This window comes from Pseudomonas sp. Pseusp21 (genome assembly GCF_059492145.1).
This window is the reverse complement of the sequence record NZ_CP168520.1, coordinates 536,325-554,997: the sequence shown is the minus strand read 5'-3', so window position 1 is coordinate 554,997 and position 18,673 is coordinate 536,325. Positions and strand designations below refer to the sequence as shown.

General features: G+C 61.3%; 11 protein-coding genes. 2 read left to right on the top strand and 9 right to left on the bottom strand.

Features of this window, described 5'->3' with window-relative positions; all coding sequences use genetic code 11:
• The first annotated feature begins 58 nt into the window (after positions 1-58).
• Positions 59-2,014: an RHS repeat-associated core domain-containing protein gene (locus ACEN93_RS02395; RefSeq protein WP_495610985.1), complete on the top strand. Its 1,956-nt coding sequence runs from the start codon at positions 59-61 to the stop codon at positions 2,012-2,014.
• Positions 2,011-2,598 (top strand): hypothetical protein, encoded by a 588-nt coding sequence (locus ACEN93_RS02390; RefSeq protein ID WP_495610984.1) that lies wholly within the window; start codon positions 2,011-2,013, stop codon positions 2,596-2,598. Before ACEN93_RS02395 ends, ACEN93_RS02390 begins: the two co-directional genes overlap by 4 nt.
• Before the next feature lie 174 nt (positions 2,599-2,772).
• Here ACEN93_RS02390 and ACEN93_RS02385 read toward each other — a convergent pair whose 3' ends face one another.
• From ACEN93_RS02385 to ACEN93_RS02345, 9 genes are all read right to left on the bottom strand, one after another.
• Positions 2,773-3,066, bottom strand: coding sequence for a hypothetical protein (locus ACEN93_RS02385; RefSeq protein ID WP_408980489.1), 294 nt, complete (start codon positions 3,064-3,066; stop codon positions 2,773-2,775).
• A 237-nt stretch (positions 3,067-3,303) separates the two neighbouring features.
• A complete protein-coding gene (locus ACEN93_RS02380; RefSeq protein WP_495610983.1) occupies positions 3,304-5,157 on the bottom strand; it encodes a polyurethane esterase in 1,854 nt (617 codons plus the stop codon).
• A gap of 100 nt (positions 5,158-5,257) precedes the next feature.
• The gene (locus ACEN93_RS02375; protein ID WP_039768326.1) at positions 5,258-6,946 is read right to left on the bottom strand and encodes a polyurethane esterase; all 1,689 of its coding nucleotides are present in this window, start codon (positions 6,944-6,946) and stop codon (positions 5,258-5,260) included.
• Positions 6,947-7,003: 57 nt separating this feature from the next.
• On the bottom strand, positions 7,004-10,090 hold the full coding sequence (locus ACEN93_RS02370) for an autotransporter domain-containing protein (RefSeq protein WP_495610982.1): 3,087 nt from the start codon (positions 10,088-10,090) through the stop codon (positions 7,004-7,006).
• Positions 10,091-10,292: 202 nt separating this feature from the next.
• The gene (eprS, locus tag ACEN93_RS02365; protein WP_495610981.1) at positions 10,293-13,244 is read right to left on the bottom strand and encodes an autotransporter serine peptidase EprS; all 2,952 of its coding nucleotides are present in this window, start codon (positions 13,242-13,244) and stop codon (positions 10,293-10,295) included.
• Positions 13,245-13,509: 265 nt separating this feature from the next.
• On the bottom strand, positions 13,510-14,871 hold the full coding sequence (locus tag ACEN93_RS02360; RefSeq protein WP_495610980.1) for a TolC family outer membrane protein: 1,362 nt from the start codon (positions 14,869-14,871) through the stop codon (positions 13,510-13,512).
• A 2-nt stretch (positions 14,872-14,873) separates the two neighbouring features.
• Entirely contained in the window at positions 14,874-16,223 is a 1,350-nt protein-coding gene (locus ACEN93_RS02355; RefSeq protein WP_163975168.1) for an HlyD family type I secretion periplasmic adaptor subunit, read from the bottom strand.
• A complete protein-coding gene (locus ACEN93_RS02350) occupies positions 16,220-18,007 on the bottom strand; it encodes a type I secretion system permease/ATPase (RefSeq protein WP_039768317.1) in 1,788 nt (595 codons plus the stop codon). The genes ACEN93_RS02355 and ACEN93_RS02350 overlap by 4 nt, the downstream gene beginning before the upstream one ends.
• A gap of 158 nt (positions 18,008-18,165) precedes the next feature.
• Positions 18,166-18,588, bottom strand: coding sequence for an AprI/Inh family metalloprotease inhibitor (locus tag ACEN93_RS02345; RefSeq protein WP_158248857.1), 423 nt, complete (start codon positions 18,586-18,588; stop codon positions 18,166-18,168).
• Positions 18,589-18,673: the final 85 nt, after the last annotated feature.

Below are 18,673 nucleotides of genomic sequence, written 5' to 3'. Positions count from 1 at the left end.
ACAGCTGAGCAATGAGAACGACGAGGCCTACCATTTTGAGTGGGATGTACTGGATCGTTTGACCACCCAGATCGATCTGGACGATAGCTACCGCGTTTACCACTACAACGCCGTGGACGATATCACCGGCACCGATGCGCATCCCACGCCAGCACCGGAACCGCGCAACATCTATGAGGACGGCCCGCCACCCCTCGAATCCGATGCGCCGATCCGGCACCGGTTCAGCCGCGACGCGGTGGGGCGATTGCTGCGCAAAACCACTGACGATGGGGTTACCGATTATCGCTATGACCCTGCCGATAACCTGCTGGCAATCACCTTCACCAACATGCAGGGCGCGCAGCAAACACTGAATTTTGCCTACGACGCCCTCGGTCAACTGCTAAGCGAAAGCAGCGACGCCGGTGAGCTGGGCTATCGCTACGACGCCCTGGGCAATCTGGAAACCCTGACCCTGCCCGACCGGCGCCAGCTCAACCACCTGTATTACGGCAGCGGCCACCTGCATCAACTCAACCTCAACGGCCGGGTGATCTGCGACTTCGAGCGCGATCAACTGCACGACGAAGTCCTGCGCACCCAGGGCAGCCTGCTGACCCGCACCCGCTACGACCGCAGTGGCCGCCTCAGCCAGAAAGCCCTGCACTACCGCAACGCCGCCCGCGAAGAACTGCCGCTGCTGCAAAAAAACTACCAGTACGACGCCAGCGACAACCTGATCATCGAGCGCCTGACCCAGACCCAGCGTCGCGGTGGTAGCGATCCACGCCAGCCGCTGCCGGACGACGGCCTGCTCGGGCGATTTCTCGGCCAGAGCCACGGCAAAAGTGTCGAAGGCAACGAGCACTATATTTACGACGCCACCGAGCGCCTGCGCGACCATCGCCACAGCACGCCGCAGAACCCGGAGCTACACCGCGAAACCTACAACTACGACGCCGCTGCCAACCTGCTGCAAAGCGGTCGGGGCAGCGGTTACGTCAAGCAAAACCGCGTGCATGTGTTCGAGAACAAACGCTACCGCTATGACCGGTTTGGGCGCCTGAGTGAAAAGCGTATCGGCAGCCACACCGTGCAACGCTTTCGTTACGACGCCGAACAGCGGCTGGTCTGCGTCGAGCAGGATCAAGGCTGGCAGCGGCTGCGCAGCGAGTATCAGTACGACCCACTCGGACGGCGCATCGGCAAACGGGTATATCGCAACGACAGCGAACAGCCACAGAGTGATGTGCAGTTTGTGTGGCAGGGGCTGCGGCTGTTGCAGGAGGTAGAACACGGCTTCGGCAGTGTGTACGTATATGCCGATCCCGACAGCTATGAACCACTGGCGCGGATCGATGGTAAGCCCGGTAGTGAAGAGATCTTCTACTTCCACACGAACCTCGCCGGGTTGCCGGAACAGCTCACTGACGAGACCGGCCTGAGCATCTGGCACAGTGAGTACGAAGGCTGGGGCAAGAGTCGGGATGAGTGGCACGATCAACGGATCAGGCGCGGCCAGAACTTGCGCTTCCAAGGGCAGTACCTTGACCGCGAAACCGGGCTGCACTACAACACCTTCAGGTTTTATGATGCGGATGTGGGGCGGTTTACGCAGCCGGATCCGATTGGGTTGTTGGGTGGGCTGAACCTCTATCAGTACGCACCGAATCCAATAGATTGGGTTGATCCATGGGGACTTTCAGCTTGCGCACCGACTCACCATATTGCCACCAACAAACACAAGGTATGGTCTGAACGTTTTAGGGCCTTGTTTAAACAAAATGGGCTGGGGAAATTTAAAAATGGGAAATCAAGGAAAGATGTTCTCAACGACCCATTAAACAAAATAGACGTGCCCGGACATAAAGGTCCCCACCCAGAAGGTATGCACCAAAAAATATTTGATCGTTTGGAACGCGCGAGTGAGCGAGGGCGGGACTCATTCATTAAAGAGATGAACAAATTAAGAGCCGAAGCCACCACCCCTGGCACTTGGCTAAACAACATGCTAACAAAGGTATCGACATGAAGTACTTCAAGATCAACCCAAATGTATCAAGCAAGAAGTGGGCGGGATATTTAAACCCTCATACAAAACTATTTGAAGGCACAAAGCCCATCAGCTCCATATCACTATCAGATTCGGACCAAAAAATAACTAAAGCATTATCCTACAAGCCACTTACAGATGGACCTATTCCACCAATAAATACAATCGGATCACAATTTATTGCTTTCGATTCGAATATAAAGGGCATTACGAGCATAGATGGAGACGGCACCCAACTCGTATCTATAAACAACTCCACCATCCAACACACCTACCTTTTGATGCACGTCTACAATCACATCGACTGTGTGAATTGGAACTTATCAGAGTTCGACCCTTGGCCAGAAAATTACGCACCTGAAGAATGGGAGAGCAAAAGAGCGCGCTTCTTTATAACCCCAGTAATTTACTTGGATAAGATACCTAAAGAGCTGAATTCATTTCGATTAAAGGATTGGAGCGACGCATTCAATATAGTCGTTACCGAAAAACTAAAAAACAAAATACTATCCCTTAACTTTGACCATTCATTTTTAGAGTTTCACGAACTAAAACTCACATGAGCATTTAACACTCAAAAAAATCTCAACGACCATTTGCACATTACTCCCGTTGCTGGAACCACAGCCCGACCACGAATGACGGGTCATCCGCCACTGGGGCAGCGACGGCGAGGATTATCGCTTCGAATACGACCTGGCCAAGGGCGAAACCCGCGTCGTCGACAGCTTCGGCCGCTACCAGCGCAACCTGGCGGCCAGCTCACTGACTACATCGATCCGGCCAACCTGCGCACCCAGTAACACTACGACCCCAGCGGTCGGATCCAACAGCGCATTGACGCGCTCGGTCATAAAGTACGATTCAGCTACGACGCCTATGGCCGCCTGCTGCACCTGAGCAATGAAAACCACGAACGCTACCGCTTCGAATGGGATGCGCTGGACCGCCTGCTGGCCCAGCAGGCCCTGGATGGCAGCGGGCGCATCTACCAGCACAACCCGCTGGGTGATGTCACCGGCATCCACCATATTCCCGCGCCGAGTGCAGAGCCCGATCTGGACGGCAAGACAGCATCGAACCGCACACGCCACTGGAGCATCATTTCGAGCGTGATGCCCTCGGGCGGTTGATCCGCAAACACACCAGCGATATCGACCATGAATCCAGGACGGCCCCTTGATGATATTTGGCGCGGTAAGCGCCCTCGCGGGCATTTATGGATCAAGAATCTGGAGAGGGAGCATGCCCCCTCTCCACACTCGTGGTCAGGCGATCACGATCCCGTCGGCACTCAGGCTGTTCAACGCAACCCCGACCAGCGTCACCGAATCAGCACCGAATTTCAGCAGCGTGTCCTGTCCCACCGCCGTGGCATGGGCGCGGAAGTTGTCGCCCGGCAATACGCCCTGCACGCCGAGGAACACCAGTTTGTCGTTGGCGGTGTAACCCACCACGCGATCCTGGCCGAATGCGCCGCTGAACAGGAAGGTATCCGCGCCGCCGCCCGACTCCAGCAGATCATTGCCGGCACCGCCGACGAACACGTCGTTGCCCGCCCCGCCGATCAGATGGTCGTTGCCGTCCAGCCCGAACAGCCAGTCACCGCTGGCCTTGGCCTTGAGGGTGTCGGCGCCGCCGGTGCCCTTCACGCTTGATTCGTATTGAGTGACGTTGTTGCCGACCTTCAAGCCGGTCGCCGTGACGCTGTGGGTCACGTCGTCCTTGAACAGGCCCCAGAGAAAGCCCGGCTCCTTGGTGACGATGCTGCCGATGTCGCGGGTGATGCTGATCCCGCCGTTGGCATCGCGGATGTACAGGTTGCCGGCGCCGTCGTTGGCGAAGTCGAAGGTATTGACCGGCTTCTGCAACTCCAGGGTGTTGTTGCCCGAGCCGCCGAGCAGGATGTTGTAGCCGCCGCCGTCGCGGAACGTGTCGTTGCCGGCGCGGCCCTCCAGGTAATCGTTGCCGCTGCCGCCCTGGATCAAATCATTACCGTCGCTGCCGATGATGAAGGTGCTGCCCTTGTGGGTTTCGGCGTTGCGGTTCAGGTCTTGCACCCAGGTGTTGGCCCGCGCCGGATCCGACAGGTTGGCGACGATGATCGTCGAGTCCTTGCTGGTCAGGTCGTAGAACTTCGACTCGATCACCCGGTTCATGCCGTCGCCATAGGCGGTCGGCAGGTGCGAGATCCAGGTCGGAATGTTGACGATCGAGAACGGCAGCACGTTCCACGCCGCCGAGGCGTAGTGGTCGTTGAAGCTGACGATGTTGTCGGTCGCCGACTCCTTGGGCGCGTCGTGCACGCCGAGCGAGGCGCCGGTGAAGGTCGAGCCGTCGAGGGCGCGGAACACCGGATCGTTTTCGTAGCCGACGTTGAGCACCTTGTCGGTGCTGCTCTGGGTCGGCGAGGCGTAGGCGATGTAGTTGGAATCCTGGAAGAACCCGCTCCATTTGCTGGTGCTCAAGTCCGCCATGCTGTTGACCGCCAGCCCGCCCAGGCTGTGGCCGCTGACCAGCACGTCCTTGCCGGTCAAACCGTTGGCTTTGGCGAACGCCACCACATCGTTCATCAGATTGCCGAAGGCTTCGCCGACGTAGTTCCTGGCGTAATCATTGGGGCCGAACGCGGCGAGCAGGTCGTTGATCACGTCGCCGATGGAGTCGCCGATCAGGATTTCCCGTGGGCCGCTGGTGCCGCGAAAAGCGATGCCGATTTCCGTCAGATGGCCCTGAGCGTCGTATTTGCCGAGGATTTCCACCTGGGCGCTGGTGTAACCGGCCTTTTCACCGAAAAAGGTGCCGCGCGCGTCGGTTTTGCCCTCGTACCCCAGTTGCGAGGCGGTGATCGGGGTCCAGCCGGCTTTTTTCACCGCGTCGAGTGCGGCTTTTTCCGAATCGGGATTCCACGGAATACCGGGGATCACCCCCTGGGAATCCGTGCCGCCGATCAGCGCGGTCACCAGCGTGGCCGGCAAGCCGAGGCCGAAGCCGTTGTGCTGATAACCGACGGCAAAGCCGTTATCGAGGTTGTGATAGGAATACAGCGTAATGGCCATGGCGTCGCTGAACAGCGCCTTGGATTCCGTCGTACCGAAGTTCTTGTAGTCATACACACCCATTGCTGTTGCCTCTCTTTTTGTTGGAATTGTTCAGAGATAGCTCACAACCAGAACGCCCCTCCCGAGGCGCCCCGGAGCATTTCAGTACAACTTTCGTTTGTCAGGCGAAGACGAAACTCGAATCCGACAGGTTAGCCACACCGACCCCGATCAGCGTCACGGCAAAGTCGCCAATCTTCAGCACGGTATCGCTTCCGGACTGCGACGCGTGTTGCTTGTAGTCGTAGCCCTGCCCCGCGCCTTCGACGCCCATGAACACCAGTTTGTCGCTGCCCTGGTAGCCATTGATTGCGTCGAAGCCGAAGGCACCGCTGAACAGGAAGGTGTTGTTGCCACCCACCGCGCTCATCACGTCATTGCCGGCGCCGCCGACGAAGGTCACGTGGGCCTTGTCGCTTTGCAGGTGATCGTTGCCGCCCAGGCCGAACAGCCAGTCGCCGTCGGCGGTGGCTTTGAGGGTATCGCCCATGGCGCCGCCGCTGAGCGAATGGTTGTACTGGGTCAGTTCGGCACCGTTGGCCAGGCCTTTGGCGGTGACGGTCCAGGTGATTTCCTTGCTGCCCCACCACGAACCCGACTCCTTGCTCACGAGCGCGCCGATGTCACGGGTCATGCTGATGCCGCCGTAGGCGTCACGCACGTACAGCGTGCCGTCGCCGTCGTTGGCGAAGCTGAAGTTCTGCAACGGCTTTTGCAGCTCGAAGGTGTTGTGGCCCTGGCCACCGAGCAGGATGTTGAAACCGCCGTCATCACGGAAACGGTCATCGCCGCCCAGGCCTTCGAGGAAGTCGTTGCCCGCTCCGCCCTTGAGCCAGTCACCGCTGTCGGTGCCGATGATGAACGTGCTGCCGGTGTGCGGTTCGCCGCTGCGGCCCAGATCCTCGACCCAGGTCTTGCCCCGCGACGCTTGCTCAAGGTTGGAGACGATGATCGTCGAGTCCTTGTGAGTCAGGCCGTAGAACTTCGACGCGATCACCCGATTCAGGCCGTCGGCATACCCCAGCGAGCTGTGGGCCGACCAGTTCAGCGGATTGGCGATGCTGAACGGCACCAGGTTCTGCGCGGTGGACGCGTAGTTGTCGTTGAAGTTGACGATGTTGTCGGTGGTCGAATCGTGTGGCTTGTCGTGCTTGCCCATCGATGCGGTACTGAACGTGGTGCCGTCGAGCACGCGGAACACCGGGTCGTTTTCGTAGCCGATATTCAGCACGTTATTGCCGGTGCTGCTCTGAGTCGGCGAGGCGAACGAAATGTAGTTGGCGTCCTTGAAGAACCCGCCCCAGTTGCTCGCGCTCAACTCCGCCACGCTGTTGACTCCGAGACCGCCGAGGCTGTGGCCGCTGATCAACACGTCCTTGGCCGCAATGCCGTGGGCGCCGGCGAAAGCGGCCACCGATTTGAGCAGGTTGTCGAACGCGTTCTTCGCGTACTGGGTGGCGTAATCCGACGGGCCGATGGCGGCCAGCAGGTTGTTTTTCATGTCGCCGAAGGTATCGCTGTAACCCAATCCACCGGTGCCCCGGAAGGCCACGCCGATGCCGATCAGCTTGCCGGCGGCGTCGTACTTGCCGAGCACTTCGGCTTCGGCGCTGGTGAAGCCGTCCTTCTCGCCGAAGAACGTGCCCTGCGCCCCGACCTTGCCCTGATAGCCCAGCGCCGTGGCCCCGATCGGCTTCCAACCGGTGCCGGGCAAGGCCTGCCCGGTCGGCGTGTAGGCATACAGCGTCAGGGCGATGGCATCGCTGTACAGCGCTTTGCCGTCGGCATTTTTGTAATCGAACAGTCCCATGTTGTGCTCTCTCTTCCTTTAAAAAACGGCAGTTCTCGAAAGAACTGCCGTTACCCCTTAGAACTGCCAGTCCAGCGTCAGGCCCACGCCGTGGTCCTTTTCGTTGGAGCCGATCAGCCCGTTGTAGTCCAGGTTGACCCGGACATCGCGATTGAGCGCCAGACCGGCGCGCACGCCGACCACCGCTGCATCTCGATCCATCGACACACTTTGCACGCTGAACGCGCTGTTGCCATTGGCGAACGCCAGGTGACTGTCAGCATCCACGCTGCTCAGGTTGTGCTGCCAGCCCAGGCTTGCGCCCAGTTCCAGCTGGTGTTTCTCCGACAGGGCAAACGTGCGTTTGGCCCGTACACCGAGGGTCGACAGCACCACATCGCGGTTGTCTTCGCCGCCCTTCAGTGCGGCGGCATCACCCTTCTCGGTGAAGCTGTCGCTGTTGAGGTGCACGTAGGCCAGATTGGCGAACGGCTCCAGGTTCATCGGTTGCAGGCCCAGGTCGTAGGCCGCTTCGGTGAACAGTTGCGCGGTGGTCGCATCGCGCTTGGTTTTCTGTTTGCCGCTGACGCCACCGAATTGCAGGTCGCGTTTGACGTCGATGCGATGCCAGCTGTAGGCCGCACCGGCGGTCAGACGCAGTGCATCGATCTGATGCCCCAGGTACGCGCCCAGGTGATAGCTATCGACCGAGGCGGACGAATGCGTACCCTCGCCCATGCTCAACGAGCTGTCGCTATAACCAGTAACGAAACCCAGACGAGTATCTTCAGCGATCAAGCCGTCGACACCGGCCAGCAGGCCACCGATGGAGCTGGTGGAATCGGCATATTTCGACCCGCCATCGCTCTTGCCCCAGGCGCCCAGCACTTTGAGCCAGGCGTTGCTGCGGTCATCGGTCGGCGCGCCGGCATCGAACAGATCGCGCTCACGCAGACGTTCGCCCACCGCATCGCGCAGGTAGCGGCTGTCGTTGATCAGCAGCGTGCCGATGGCCGGGTGAATCTCGCCGGACAGTTGCTGGAAGGCATCCTGCGCAGCGGCCGCCGACGGCGACAGCAACAGGGTTTCGAACAACGCATTGCCGGCGCCGAGGCGTTCGGCAGCAGCGCCGACCGCGCGCTGGTTCGGGGTCAGGCCGACGCTGGCGAACGAGGCGCCGTTACGGCCAACGTCCAGTTGCACACCGCTCGCCGAGTACGCCAGGGTGCCGCCGAGGAACGCGTAGTCGGGCAACACTTGGCCGAACTGCCCTTCAATGCCGCCCGCTGCCTGCAAGATGTTGAACTGGGTGCCGAGCAGGCTTTTCACTTCGCCGGTGGTCAACAGCGTCGGGCTGTTTTCCAGCGACATGGTCACGGTTGCGCCTTCGATCAGCGCTTTGCCGCCGGCGACAATGCGGTCGCTGCTGGTCGGGGACACTTCCACCGCATAGGTCGAACCCGGTGCGAAGGTCACGTCACCGGCCACATTCAAGGTGCCGATGGAATTGCCGGGCGCCACGATGCCGCCGCTGTTGGCGGTCAGAGCGGCGATCCGGCCGTTACCGCCGAGGATGCCGCCGTCATTGACCGTGACCGCCGACTGCAGCGAGCCATTGATTGCCAGTCGCCCCTGATTGACCAGGGTCGGGCCGCTGTAGGTGTTGTTGCCGGTCAGCACCAGGGTGCCGATGCCTTGCTTGGTCAGACCGCCATGGCCGGAGATGTTGTTGCGCCAGGTGTCGAGCCCGCAGGTGATGTCGTTGCACACGCGCTCGGTGGGTTTTCCCGCATCAATGATCGCGCCGATGCCCGGCAGATCGGCCACGAACTGACCGGAACCGTAGGCGCCCTGGATGCGGAATTCTTCGGGAATGTCCTGCTCGGTGACGAACATCGCCGGGCCGTCGATGCCCTTGCGCAGGTTGATCATGCCCCAGCCATACAGGGCGTCGATGCCCGGTGCGCCGAGGTCGGTGGCCGTGGTGCGCAACACGCTGGCGACCTGGTCGCCGGACATGTACGGGAAGCGCTCCATCAGCACTGCCATGGAACCGGCCACGTGCGGCGCGGCCATCGAGGTGCCGTTGTAGTTCTTGTAACCCGTGGTCAGGTTGTCGGCGTTGGTGCCTTCGATGATCGAGCTGAAGATTTTCGTACCCGGTGCCGACACGCAGAAACTCGCGGTGTAGCCGCAACGCGAAGAGAACGTACTCATGATGTACGGGTTGGCACTGGCCAGATCCGGGTTCTTCTGCAAGGCGGCGACGGTGATCCAGTTCGGCGCGATGTCCGGCACGAAGTAACCGAGGCCGGCGATGGCGTCCGGGTTGTTCAGGTTGTAGTCGTTGCCCGCTGCGAAAATCGTCACGATCCCGCTGCGTGCGGCGGCGATTGCGCCGTCGTAGGCGCCGCCGGGTTTGGTGCCCAGCAGTGTGCGGATCTCGTTGAACTGCAGTTGCGCGTCGTTGACGGTGAAGTGCGGGTACGCCGGGTCGCGGCCGCCGAGGTCAAAACGGTCGGTGATGCCGATGCCCCAGCTGTTGTTGATGATCCGCGCGCCGCTGGCAATCAGTGCATCCCAACCGGCCTTGTACACCGCGCCGTCGTTGCCGCGCACGATGCCGTCTTCCGGGCCCGGGTCGCCGTTGTCGGCGCTGATGATTTGCGCACCGAACGCCACACCGTGCATCGGCCCGCCGTCACGGCTGCCGGCGGCGATACCGCCGACGTGGGTGCCGTGGGCGCCGAGCTTGCCGTCGGAACCGACCGAGGGCGAACCGTCATAGCGAAACGCGTCCCCGGCTTTGACCGGAATGTAGGGGTCGGTGTATTCGCGGATACCCGAGGTCACCAGGGTGATGACCTTGTTGCTGCCGGAGAACTCCGGGTGCGCGGCGTAGACCGGTTGGTCGAAGATCCCCAGTTTCACGCCTTTGCCTGTATAACCGGCGGCGTAGGCGTGATCCGCGCCGATGGCGCCCAGGCCCCAGTCGGCCTGGAATTCGGCGCTGCGCCAACTGCCTGGATCCCCTGCCCGACCGTTTTCCACATAGGGCGCCGCGTTTGCGTTGCCCCAGGTGGTCATTGCGCAGAGCAAGGCGAAATTGAGGGTTTTCAGGCGAAAGCAGCCACCCGATTGCGCGGGGGTGTTGTTGTTTTTCATCCAGCGACCTTCCTTAGTGATGTTGCGAAAAATCCGTCTATTGAAGTGATCGTTCCCACGCCTTCCCCGTTGATCGTTCCCACGTCGAGGCGTCGAACCGTCTGCGTGGGAATGCCTCTGGGGACGCTCCGCGTCCAGTGCCGCGGAGCGTCACGGGCTGCATTCCCACGCGGGAGCGTGGGAACGATCATCTCTCGGTGAGTCAGAATTGCCAGTTCAGACTCAGGCCTACGCCGTGCTGCTTCTCGCGGCTGGCCAGTTGTCCGGTGTAATCGAGGTTGACCCGTACGTCGCGGGTCAGCGCCAGGCTGGCCTGCACGCCGACCAGGGCGGCGTCACGCACCAGTGGCGAGCTTTCAACGGTGTACGGCGCGCTGCCGCTGGCGAAGCGCACATGCTGTTCGGAGTCGATGTCGGTCAGGCTGTGCTGCCAGCCCAGATGACCGCTCACTTGCAGTTTCTGCGCGGACGGCAGGTCGAAGGTCTTGATCGCCCGCACGCCGAGGGTGCTCAACACCGCGTCGCGCTGGTCGTCGCCGCTTTTCAGGGCGGCGGCGTCGCCCTTCTCGGTGAAGCCGTCGGTGTCGAGGTGCACGTAAGCCAGGTTGGCAAACGGCTCCAGGGCCAGCGCTTGCAGGTTCAGCCGATAGGCCGCTTCGCCGAACACCTGAGTGGTGGCGGCATCGACCTTGGCTTTTTGCTTGGCGCTGACGTTGCCGTACTGCAAGTCGCGCTTCACATCGGCGCGATGCCAGCTGTAGGCGGCGCCGGTGCTCAGGCGCCAGGCGCCGATGTCGTGACCGGCGTAGGCGCCGAGGTGATAGCTGTCGACCTTGGCTGAAGAATGCGTGCCCGAGCCCATGCTCAGCGAACTGTCGCTGTAACCGGTGACCAGACCGATGCGGGTCTGCTCATCGACCGCGCCGTCGATGCCGGCCAGCAAGCCACCGATGGAGGTGCTGTAACCGGCGGTGTCGTGGCGCGAGTCGGTTGTGCCCCAGGAGCCGAGAGCTTTGATCCAGCCGTTGCTTTGCGTGGCTTGCGCATCGTGCAGGCGCTCGCCGATGGCGTCGCGCAGTTGGCGGCTGTCGTTGATCAGCACCGAACCGAGGGCCGGGTAGATTTCACCGCTCAACTGTTGAAAGGCTTGTTGCGCGTCACTGCCGGTGGCCGACAACAGCAGGCTTTCGTAAACGGAATTGCCCGCGCCCAGACCTTCGACGGCAGTAGCCACGGAGCGCTGATTCGGTGTCTGGCCGACGCTGGCGAACGATGTCGCGTTGCGCTCGACATTCAAGCCGATGCCGTTGTCGCTGTAGGCCAGGCTGCCACCGATGAACAGGTAATCCGGCAGCACCGCACCGAACCGACCCTGAATGCCGCCCGCCGCGTGCAGAATGTTGTACTGCTGGCCGAGCAGGCTTCTGGCTTCGCTGGTACTGAGCAGTGTCGGGCTGTTTTCCAGCGACAGGCTCACGGTGGTGCCGTTGATGGAGGCGATGCCGCCGGCGACGATGCGGTCGCTGCTGGTGGGAGACAACTCCACGGCGTAGGTCGAACCCGGCGCGAAGGCCACGTCACCGGCGACGTTCAACGTACCGATCGAATTGCCCGGTGCCACCCGGCCGCCGCTGTTGGCGGTCAGCGCGCCGATTCGCCCGGAACCGCCAAGAGTGCCGCCGTCATTGACAGTCACGGCCGAGGTCAGCGAGCCGTTCACTGTCAGCAGACCACCATTGACCGTGGTCGGCCCACGATAAGTGTTGTCACCGGTCAGAATCAGTCGCCCGTCGCCGGACTTGATCAGACTGCCTTGGTAAACCCGAGCGGAAGCTGCTGCGTCACGGGCCATGCCCACGGCGTAATCGGTCTGATCCTGTTGGCTGGCACCGGCCGGCACGCCGTTCTGCCAGCCTTTGTTTTGCAGTGTTTGCTGCCAGGCGCTGTGTTCGGCGAGGTCTTCGTTCTGGCGCTGGATCAGCGCCTTGTCGCTGATGTCATTGCTCCAGACATCGCTCTGCCCGGCCGCCAGATGGGCGTCGAACGCCCCGAGCAACTGCCCCGGCCCGCGCATCGCCCGGTAAAGATTGGCCACGCCCCAGCCGACCCGTTCGGTCGGCGCATCGGTCACCGAACCGTCGAGCTGGGTGGCGGTGGTCAGCAACACTTCGAGAGCCTGCTGATTGTTCATGTACGGATAGCGTTCCATCACCAGCGCCAGTGCGCCGGTGGCGTGCGGCGCGGCCATCGAGGTGCCGGACTTGATCGCATAACCGCCGTCGGGAATGGTGCTGTCGATCTTCGCGCCCGGTGTGGTGATGCACCAGTATTTGGCGATGCCACACTGGTTGTACTTTTGCTGATTGCTTTGATCCAGCCCGGACACCGCCAGCCAATGCCCTTCCAGGTCCGGCTGAAAGTACGGCAGCGCCGAGCGCACGCTGGCATTCGGGTAGCCGCTGTTGCCGGCGCTGAACACGTTGATTACGCCACGACGGGAAACGTCCGCCGCTGCGTCAATCCACGTGCCCTTGTTCCAGTGCTGAGCGTAAGCGGCGTGCAGATCCGCAAGGGTTCGATAGCTGACATCCGGCGGTTGGCTGCCCCAGCTGTTGTTGATCGCTCGCACACCGGCATCGGCCAGGGCGTCGTACACTGCCTTGAAGTAGCGGGGATCGGGGTTGGGGCCGAACAGGAAACTGTCGTTCTTGTTGGTGTTGCCGACGTAGATCTGCGCGTTGTACGCCACGCCGTGCATGCCGGTGCCATCGCGGGACGCGCCCATGGTGCCGACCACATGAGTGCCGTGGGAATCGTTGTTCGGGTTGAGGGTGCCGTTGACGCTGAACAGCGAGCCGTCGACGTAGCTGCCGCTGGCCAGCACCGGGTGATAGCGATCACTGGCGAACTCGGGATGGGCGGCGTCGAAACCGGAGTCCAGCGCGCCGATTTTCACGCCCTTGCCGGTGATGCCGGCGGCGTAAGCCTGATCGGCCTGCATCCGTTCCAGTCCCCAGTCGCGCAGGAATTCGGCGCTGCGCCAACTGGCCGGATCGCCGGGCTTTCCGGATTCGAGGTATTGGGCCTGAGCCTGGGTTGCAGACATCACAAGCAGCAGGGTGCCGACCGTGATCGGCTTGATGCATACGTCCATGTTCACCACTCACTTTTATTGTTTTATGCAGGTTGATTCTGCGGTGTTGCCCATTCCCTCATCGGAACGCCGCCCGCCCAGCCCTCTCCCCAAGGAGAGGGAGCTGACCGAGGTGTCTTGCGTCATACATCGACCTGAAAAAACCGGGTCGATGCTGGATTCGGTGACGCCCGATCAGGTCGGTGTACCTCCAAAATATCCCCCGATCAGTCCCCTCTCCCTCCGGGAGAGGGTTAGGGTGAGGGCCGGTCTGAAGCCATGCACATCAACGCCGAGCCACACCAAACGCCTCATCCACCCGCGCCAGGTCCTGCTCGCTCAAGGTGCCCGCGTAGTAATGCAATTTGGTCCAGGCCATGAGGTAGTCATAGCGCGCCTGGGCCAGATCACGGCGGGTAGTAAACAGTTGTTGTTCGGCGTTAAGCGCGTCGAGATTGGTCCGCTCGCCACCGAGAATGCTTTGTTTGGTCGACACCACCAGCGCTTCGGCCGAGGCCAGGGCCTTTTGATAGGCGCGCAGCTTGTTGACCCCGGACAGGCAGGCGCTGAACTGACGACGCAGTTCGATCAGGGTCTCGCGGGTTTTGCCGTCCAGTTCGTATTCGGCCTGTTCCATGGTGCGGCTGGCCTGGCGGGTCGAGGCCGACACGCCACCACCTGCGTACAACGGCACGCTGACTTCGAAACCGATGGTGTTGGTTTCGTAACGCTGGTTGTAGGTGTTGCCGCTTTCCGATTCGTTCTGGCGCATCGTGGCGTAAGCGCTGACTTTCGGCAGGTGCCCGGCGCGGTTGCGCTCGACTTCATAACGCGCCACTTCCACCGCCTGACGCTGGGACGCCAGGTTCGGGTTGTTGCTGATCGCCAGTTCGTGCCAGGTGTCGTAGTTGGCCGGCATCAGGGCAAATGTCTGGAAGTTCTGATCCAGCGGTGCCAGATCACTGATGTCCATCGCCGGCACGCCTACCAATGCGCCCAGCTCTCGTAGCGCGGCGTCTTGCTCGTCGCGGGCCTCGATTTCCTCGGCGGTCGCCAGTTCGTAACGCGACTCGGCTTCGAGGATGTCGGTACGAGTGCCCTCGCCCTGCTTGAACATGTGCTCGTTCTGCTGGAACTGTTGCTCGTACGCCTTCTTCTTGGCCTGCGCGATGTCGATCTGATCCTGGGCAAACAAGGCCTTGGTGTAGTTGTCGAGCACGCGAACCAGCAGTTCCTGGCTCTTGCCGCGGAAGTTCTCGTCGGCAAACAGCGACTGGGCCACGCCCTTGCGATACGCCGCGTAGGCTTCGTAATCGAGCAACGGTTGTTGCAGGGTCAGGCTCGAGCCGTAGCTGCTGTAGTTACGCTCATCGGTGCGATTGCGCGCGCGTTCGTCGAGGGACGTGGCCTTCGACGAGTTGCGACCCTTGTTGTAGTTGTAACCCAGTTTCGGCAACAGGCCGGCGCGGCCGATGGCGCGGTTTTCGAGGCCTGCATCGCGCTCCTTGATCGCGCCGAGGAACACCGGGTCATTGCGCAACGCCTGTTCGTAGATCTCGAACGGTCCCATGGCCGCCACTGCACTGTTGCCCGCGAGCAGCGCGAACGCTGCCGCCAGCATGGAAAGCTTATTCATACAGCCGAACATCCTTATTCTTCGGTCAACGCGGAACCGGCGCGGTCGAGCAGCGGCTTGAACAGGTAGTTGAGGAGTGAACGTTCGCCAGTGCGCACGAACATTTCCGCCGGCATGCCGGGCTTGATCACCAGGCCGTTGAGTTTTTCCATGGCCTGATCGCTGACGCTGCTGCGCAACACGTAGTACGGCACGCCGGTTTTCTCGTCGACCATCTGGTCGGCGGAAATCAGGCTGACTTCGCCGGGCACCCGTGGTGTCTTGCTCTGGTTGAACGCGGTGAACAGGATGTCGACCGGCAAGTGGGTGCCGACCTTGTCGATCAGGTTGATCGGCAGGTGCCCTTCGACTTCCAGGCGCGTGGCTTGCGGGACGATTTCCAGCAGAGTTTCGCCCTGACGGACCACAGCGCCTTCGGTGTGCACGCCGAGGTTGACCGCCACGCCGTCGGCGGTGGCGAGGATTTCGCTGTGTTGCAGGTCGAAACCGGCGGAAGTCAGTTGCTCCGACAGCGTGACGCTTTTCAGTTGTGCGTCGGCCAGCTGAGTGCGGACTTCCTTCTGGTATTCCTCGCCGTGCTGTTGCAGTTTCAGCCGGGATTCAAGAATGCCCTGCTCCACCCGGCCGCTTTCACCGGTGTTCTCGGCCAGTTGCTGCTGCACCTGCGACAGCTGACGCTGGTATTCCATCAAGCGGTTACGCGGGATGTAGCCGTTGTCGGCCAGCGGTTGCAGGTTGCTCAACTGCTGTTGCAGCGAATCGGCTTGCGCGTTGAGGTCAGTTCGGGCGCGGCGCATGCCCGCCAGCTGCGCGGTGGCACCCTCGATGCTCGCGCGCAGGGCGGCCTGCTCGCGGGCAAACGCTTCGCGACGGCTGCTGAACAATTGCCGCTGGCCTTCCAGCACCAGCGCCAGGCGCGGATCGGCGTTATCGCTCAGTTCTGCCGGAAACGTCACTTGCTTGAGGTTGTCACGCTCGGCCTGCCAGCGCGCCAGGCTGGCCCAGGCCATGCGGTATTGCGCCTGCAACGACTGCACGTCGGCGGCGACCTGAGTCTGGTCGAGGCGGAACAGCGGCTGGCCCTGCTTCACGATTTCACCTTCGCGTACCAGAATCCGGCTGACCACACCGCTGCTCATCGACTGCACGGCCTTGCGCTTGCCCGACACCACCACCGTGCCTTGCACCGGAATGCCTTGATCCAGCGGCGCCAATGCCGCCCAGGTGAAGAAGCTGCCGGCGCCGACCAGCGCCAGAATCCAGCCCATGCGGGCGAAAAATCTGGCGTCGCGTTCCGGGCGCTCGGTGATGTAGTCGTGTTCCATCGTCGCTTCGTTTTGCGTGTTCATGCTCGCGCTGCTCATACACCCGAATTCCTTGTCGTCGGCTGATACTGGCGGCTCATGCTGAGTCCGGCCGGTGCTTGCGCAGGTTTTTCATTTTGTTGTGACTGGTTGCCGGGCTGGTTTGCGGACAGTGCCTTGAGCACATCATGGCTCGGGCCGAAGGCCTGCAGACGGCCGTCGTTGAGTACCAGCAGCTTGTCGGCCTGTGCCAGTACCGAAGAACGGTGGGTGACCAGTACCACGGTGGTGCCCTGGGCCTTGAGCTGCACGATCGCGCTGGACAACGCGGCTTCGCCGACGGTGTCGAGGTTGGAATTCGGCTCATCCAGCACTACCAGGCTCGGGTTGCCGTACAGCGCACGGGCCAGTGCCACACGCTGTTTCTGGCCGCCGGACAAACCGCTGCCGTCCTCGCCCAATTGCGTGTCGTAGCCTTGCGGCATGCGCAGGATCAGTTCGTGCACGCCGGCCTGTTGCGCGGCGGCCACGACCTTTTGCGGATCGGCTTCGCTGAAGCGGGCAATGTTTTCGGCGATGCTGCCGCTGAACAGCTCGATGTCCTGCGGCAGATAGCCGATGTACGGGCCGAGCTGATCGCGGTTCCAACGGTGGATGTCGGCGCCGTCCAGACGCACCGTGCCACCGAGCGCCGGCCATACGCCGACCAGCACACGCGCGAGGGTCGATTTGCCGGAACCGGAGGCACCCAGCACGCCCAATACTTCACCGGCCGCCAGGTTGAAATTGACCATGTGCAGGGTCGCGGCGCGCTGACCCGGAGGACCGGCGCTGACTTGTTCGAAGGTGATCTGGCCTTTCGGCGCCGGCAGCGCCATGGCGTCATCGCTCGGCGGGAAGGCTTGCAGCAGCGCATCGAGGCGGCGGTAAGCCAGCTTCGCCCCGCTCCACTGCTTCCACACGGCAATCAACTGGTCGATCGGGCTCAGGACCCGGCCCATCAGGATGGAGCCGGCGATCATCATCCCGGCGGTCATGTCACCTTTGATCACCAGCAGTGCGCCGAGGCCCAGCACCAGCGATTGCAGGCACAGACGCAGGGTCTTGCTCAGCGAGCTGATCACCGCGCCAGTGTCGCTGGCCTGATTTTGCAGACCGAGGAAGCGCGAATGCACCTGGAACCAGCGCTTGCGCAAGGCACCGAGCATGCCCATGGCTTGAATGGTCTCAGCGTTGTGCAGGTGGCTGGTGGCCAACTGGCTGGATTTCTGCGAGTAACCGGCGGCTTCGCCCAGCGGCTTTTTGGTCATGTATTCGTTCAGGCAAGCCAGCGCGATCAACAGCAGCGCGCCAGCGGTGGCGAGTACGCCGAGCCAGACGTTGAACAGGTAGATCACGAACAGGTACACCGGGAACCACGGCGCATCGAAGAACGCGAACAGCGCAGGCCCGGTGACGAATTGGCGAATGTGGGTCAGATCGCCAAGGGACTGCCCGGCGTTGCCCTCGCCCTTGAACAGGTTGCGTTCGAACGCTGCCTGATAGACCCGCAGATTGAAACGGCGCTCGAGCTGGCTGCCGATGCGGATCACGATAAAGCTGCGCACCACTTCCAGCAGGCCGATAAACGCGAAGAAACCGACGACCATCAGCGACAGCATCGCCAGGGTGGTTTCGTTCTGCGAAGACAGCACCCGGTCGTAGACCTGGAGCATATAAATGGAGGGCACCAGCATCAGCACGTTTATCAATGCGGTAAAACACCCGACGCTGATCAGAATGCTTTTATAGTCACCCAAGGCCTTGAATAAGGGAGCGGTGGCTGGGGCCTTCGCCATCTTCATTGATTCTTCCTGAAATGATTGAACCCGCCAAATAGAGACGAGCGCTCAATTGTTATTTCGCTTACCTGCGAGAGATGACTTGCAAGTACCCGCTTACATTTTCACAACAACTTTTTCCAAGTCTTATAACTGCCGGGTACTTCTTTATATTCGTTGCGTTATTGCTCGACACGCTTGAGCGTCACGATCAGCCCCGACTTCAAAGTACTGGAATAAAGTCCGTCATGTTGTCGGCTGAAGAACTGGATTCTGGAGCCTTCCTTTCCGGTGATGGACAGACCGTCCGGATCGGGAAACCAGCCGATGGCATTTTCCTGCAGCCAGGCACTCAGGCAGTCGGCGCCGTGGCCAAGTGTCTGGTTTGGCTCAAGGTCGATCTGGCAGGTGTTGGAAGGTTTGTCTTGCAGTACCTGCGCTTCGGGGGCGTCATGGGCGGCGGTCAGCGTCGCCTGCCAATGCCCGGCGAATACCGATGGGTCTTCGAGTCTAAGGCTGCTTGCCATGGTTGTTTCTCCAGAAATCATCATCAGCATCGGCATGAAACAGGCGACTGCCATGCGGGAAAAAGAGTTTCGAATCATAGGAAATTTCACTCCGGCGTGTAGCCTTGCGCACGTAGCGAGACGAAGCAAGCGAAGAAAACGGCGCATCAAGCGCCGCTTTCCC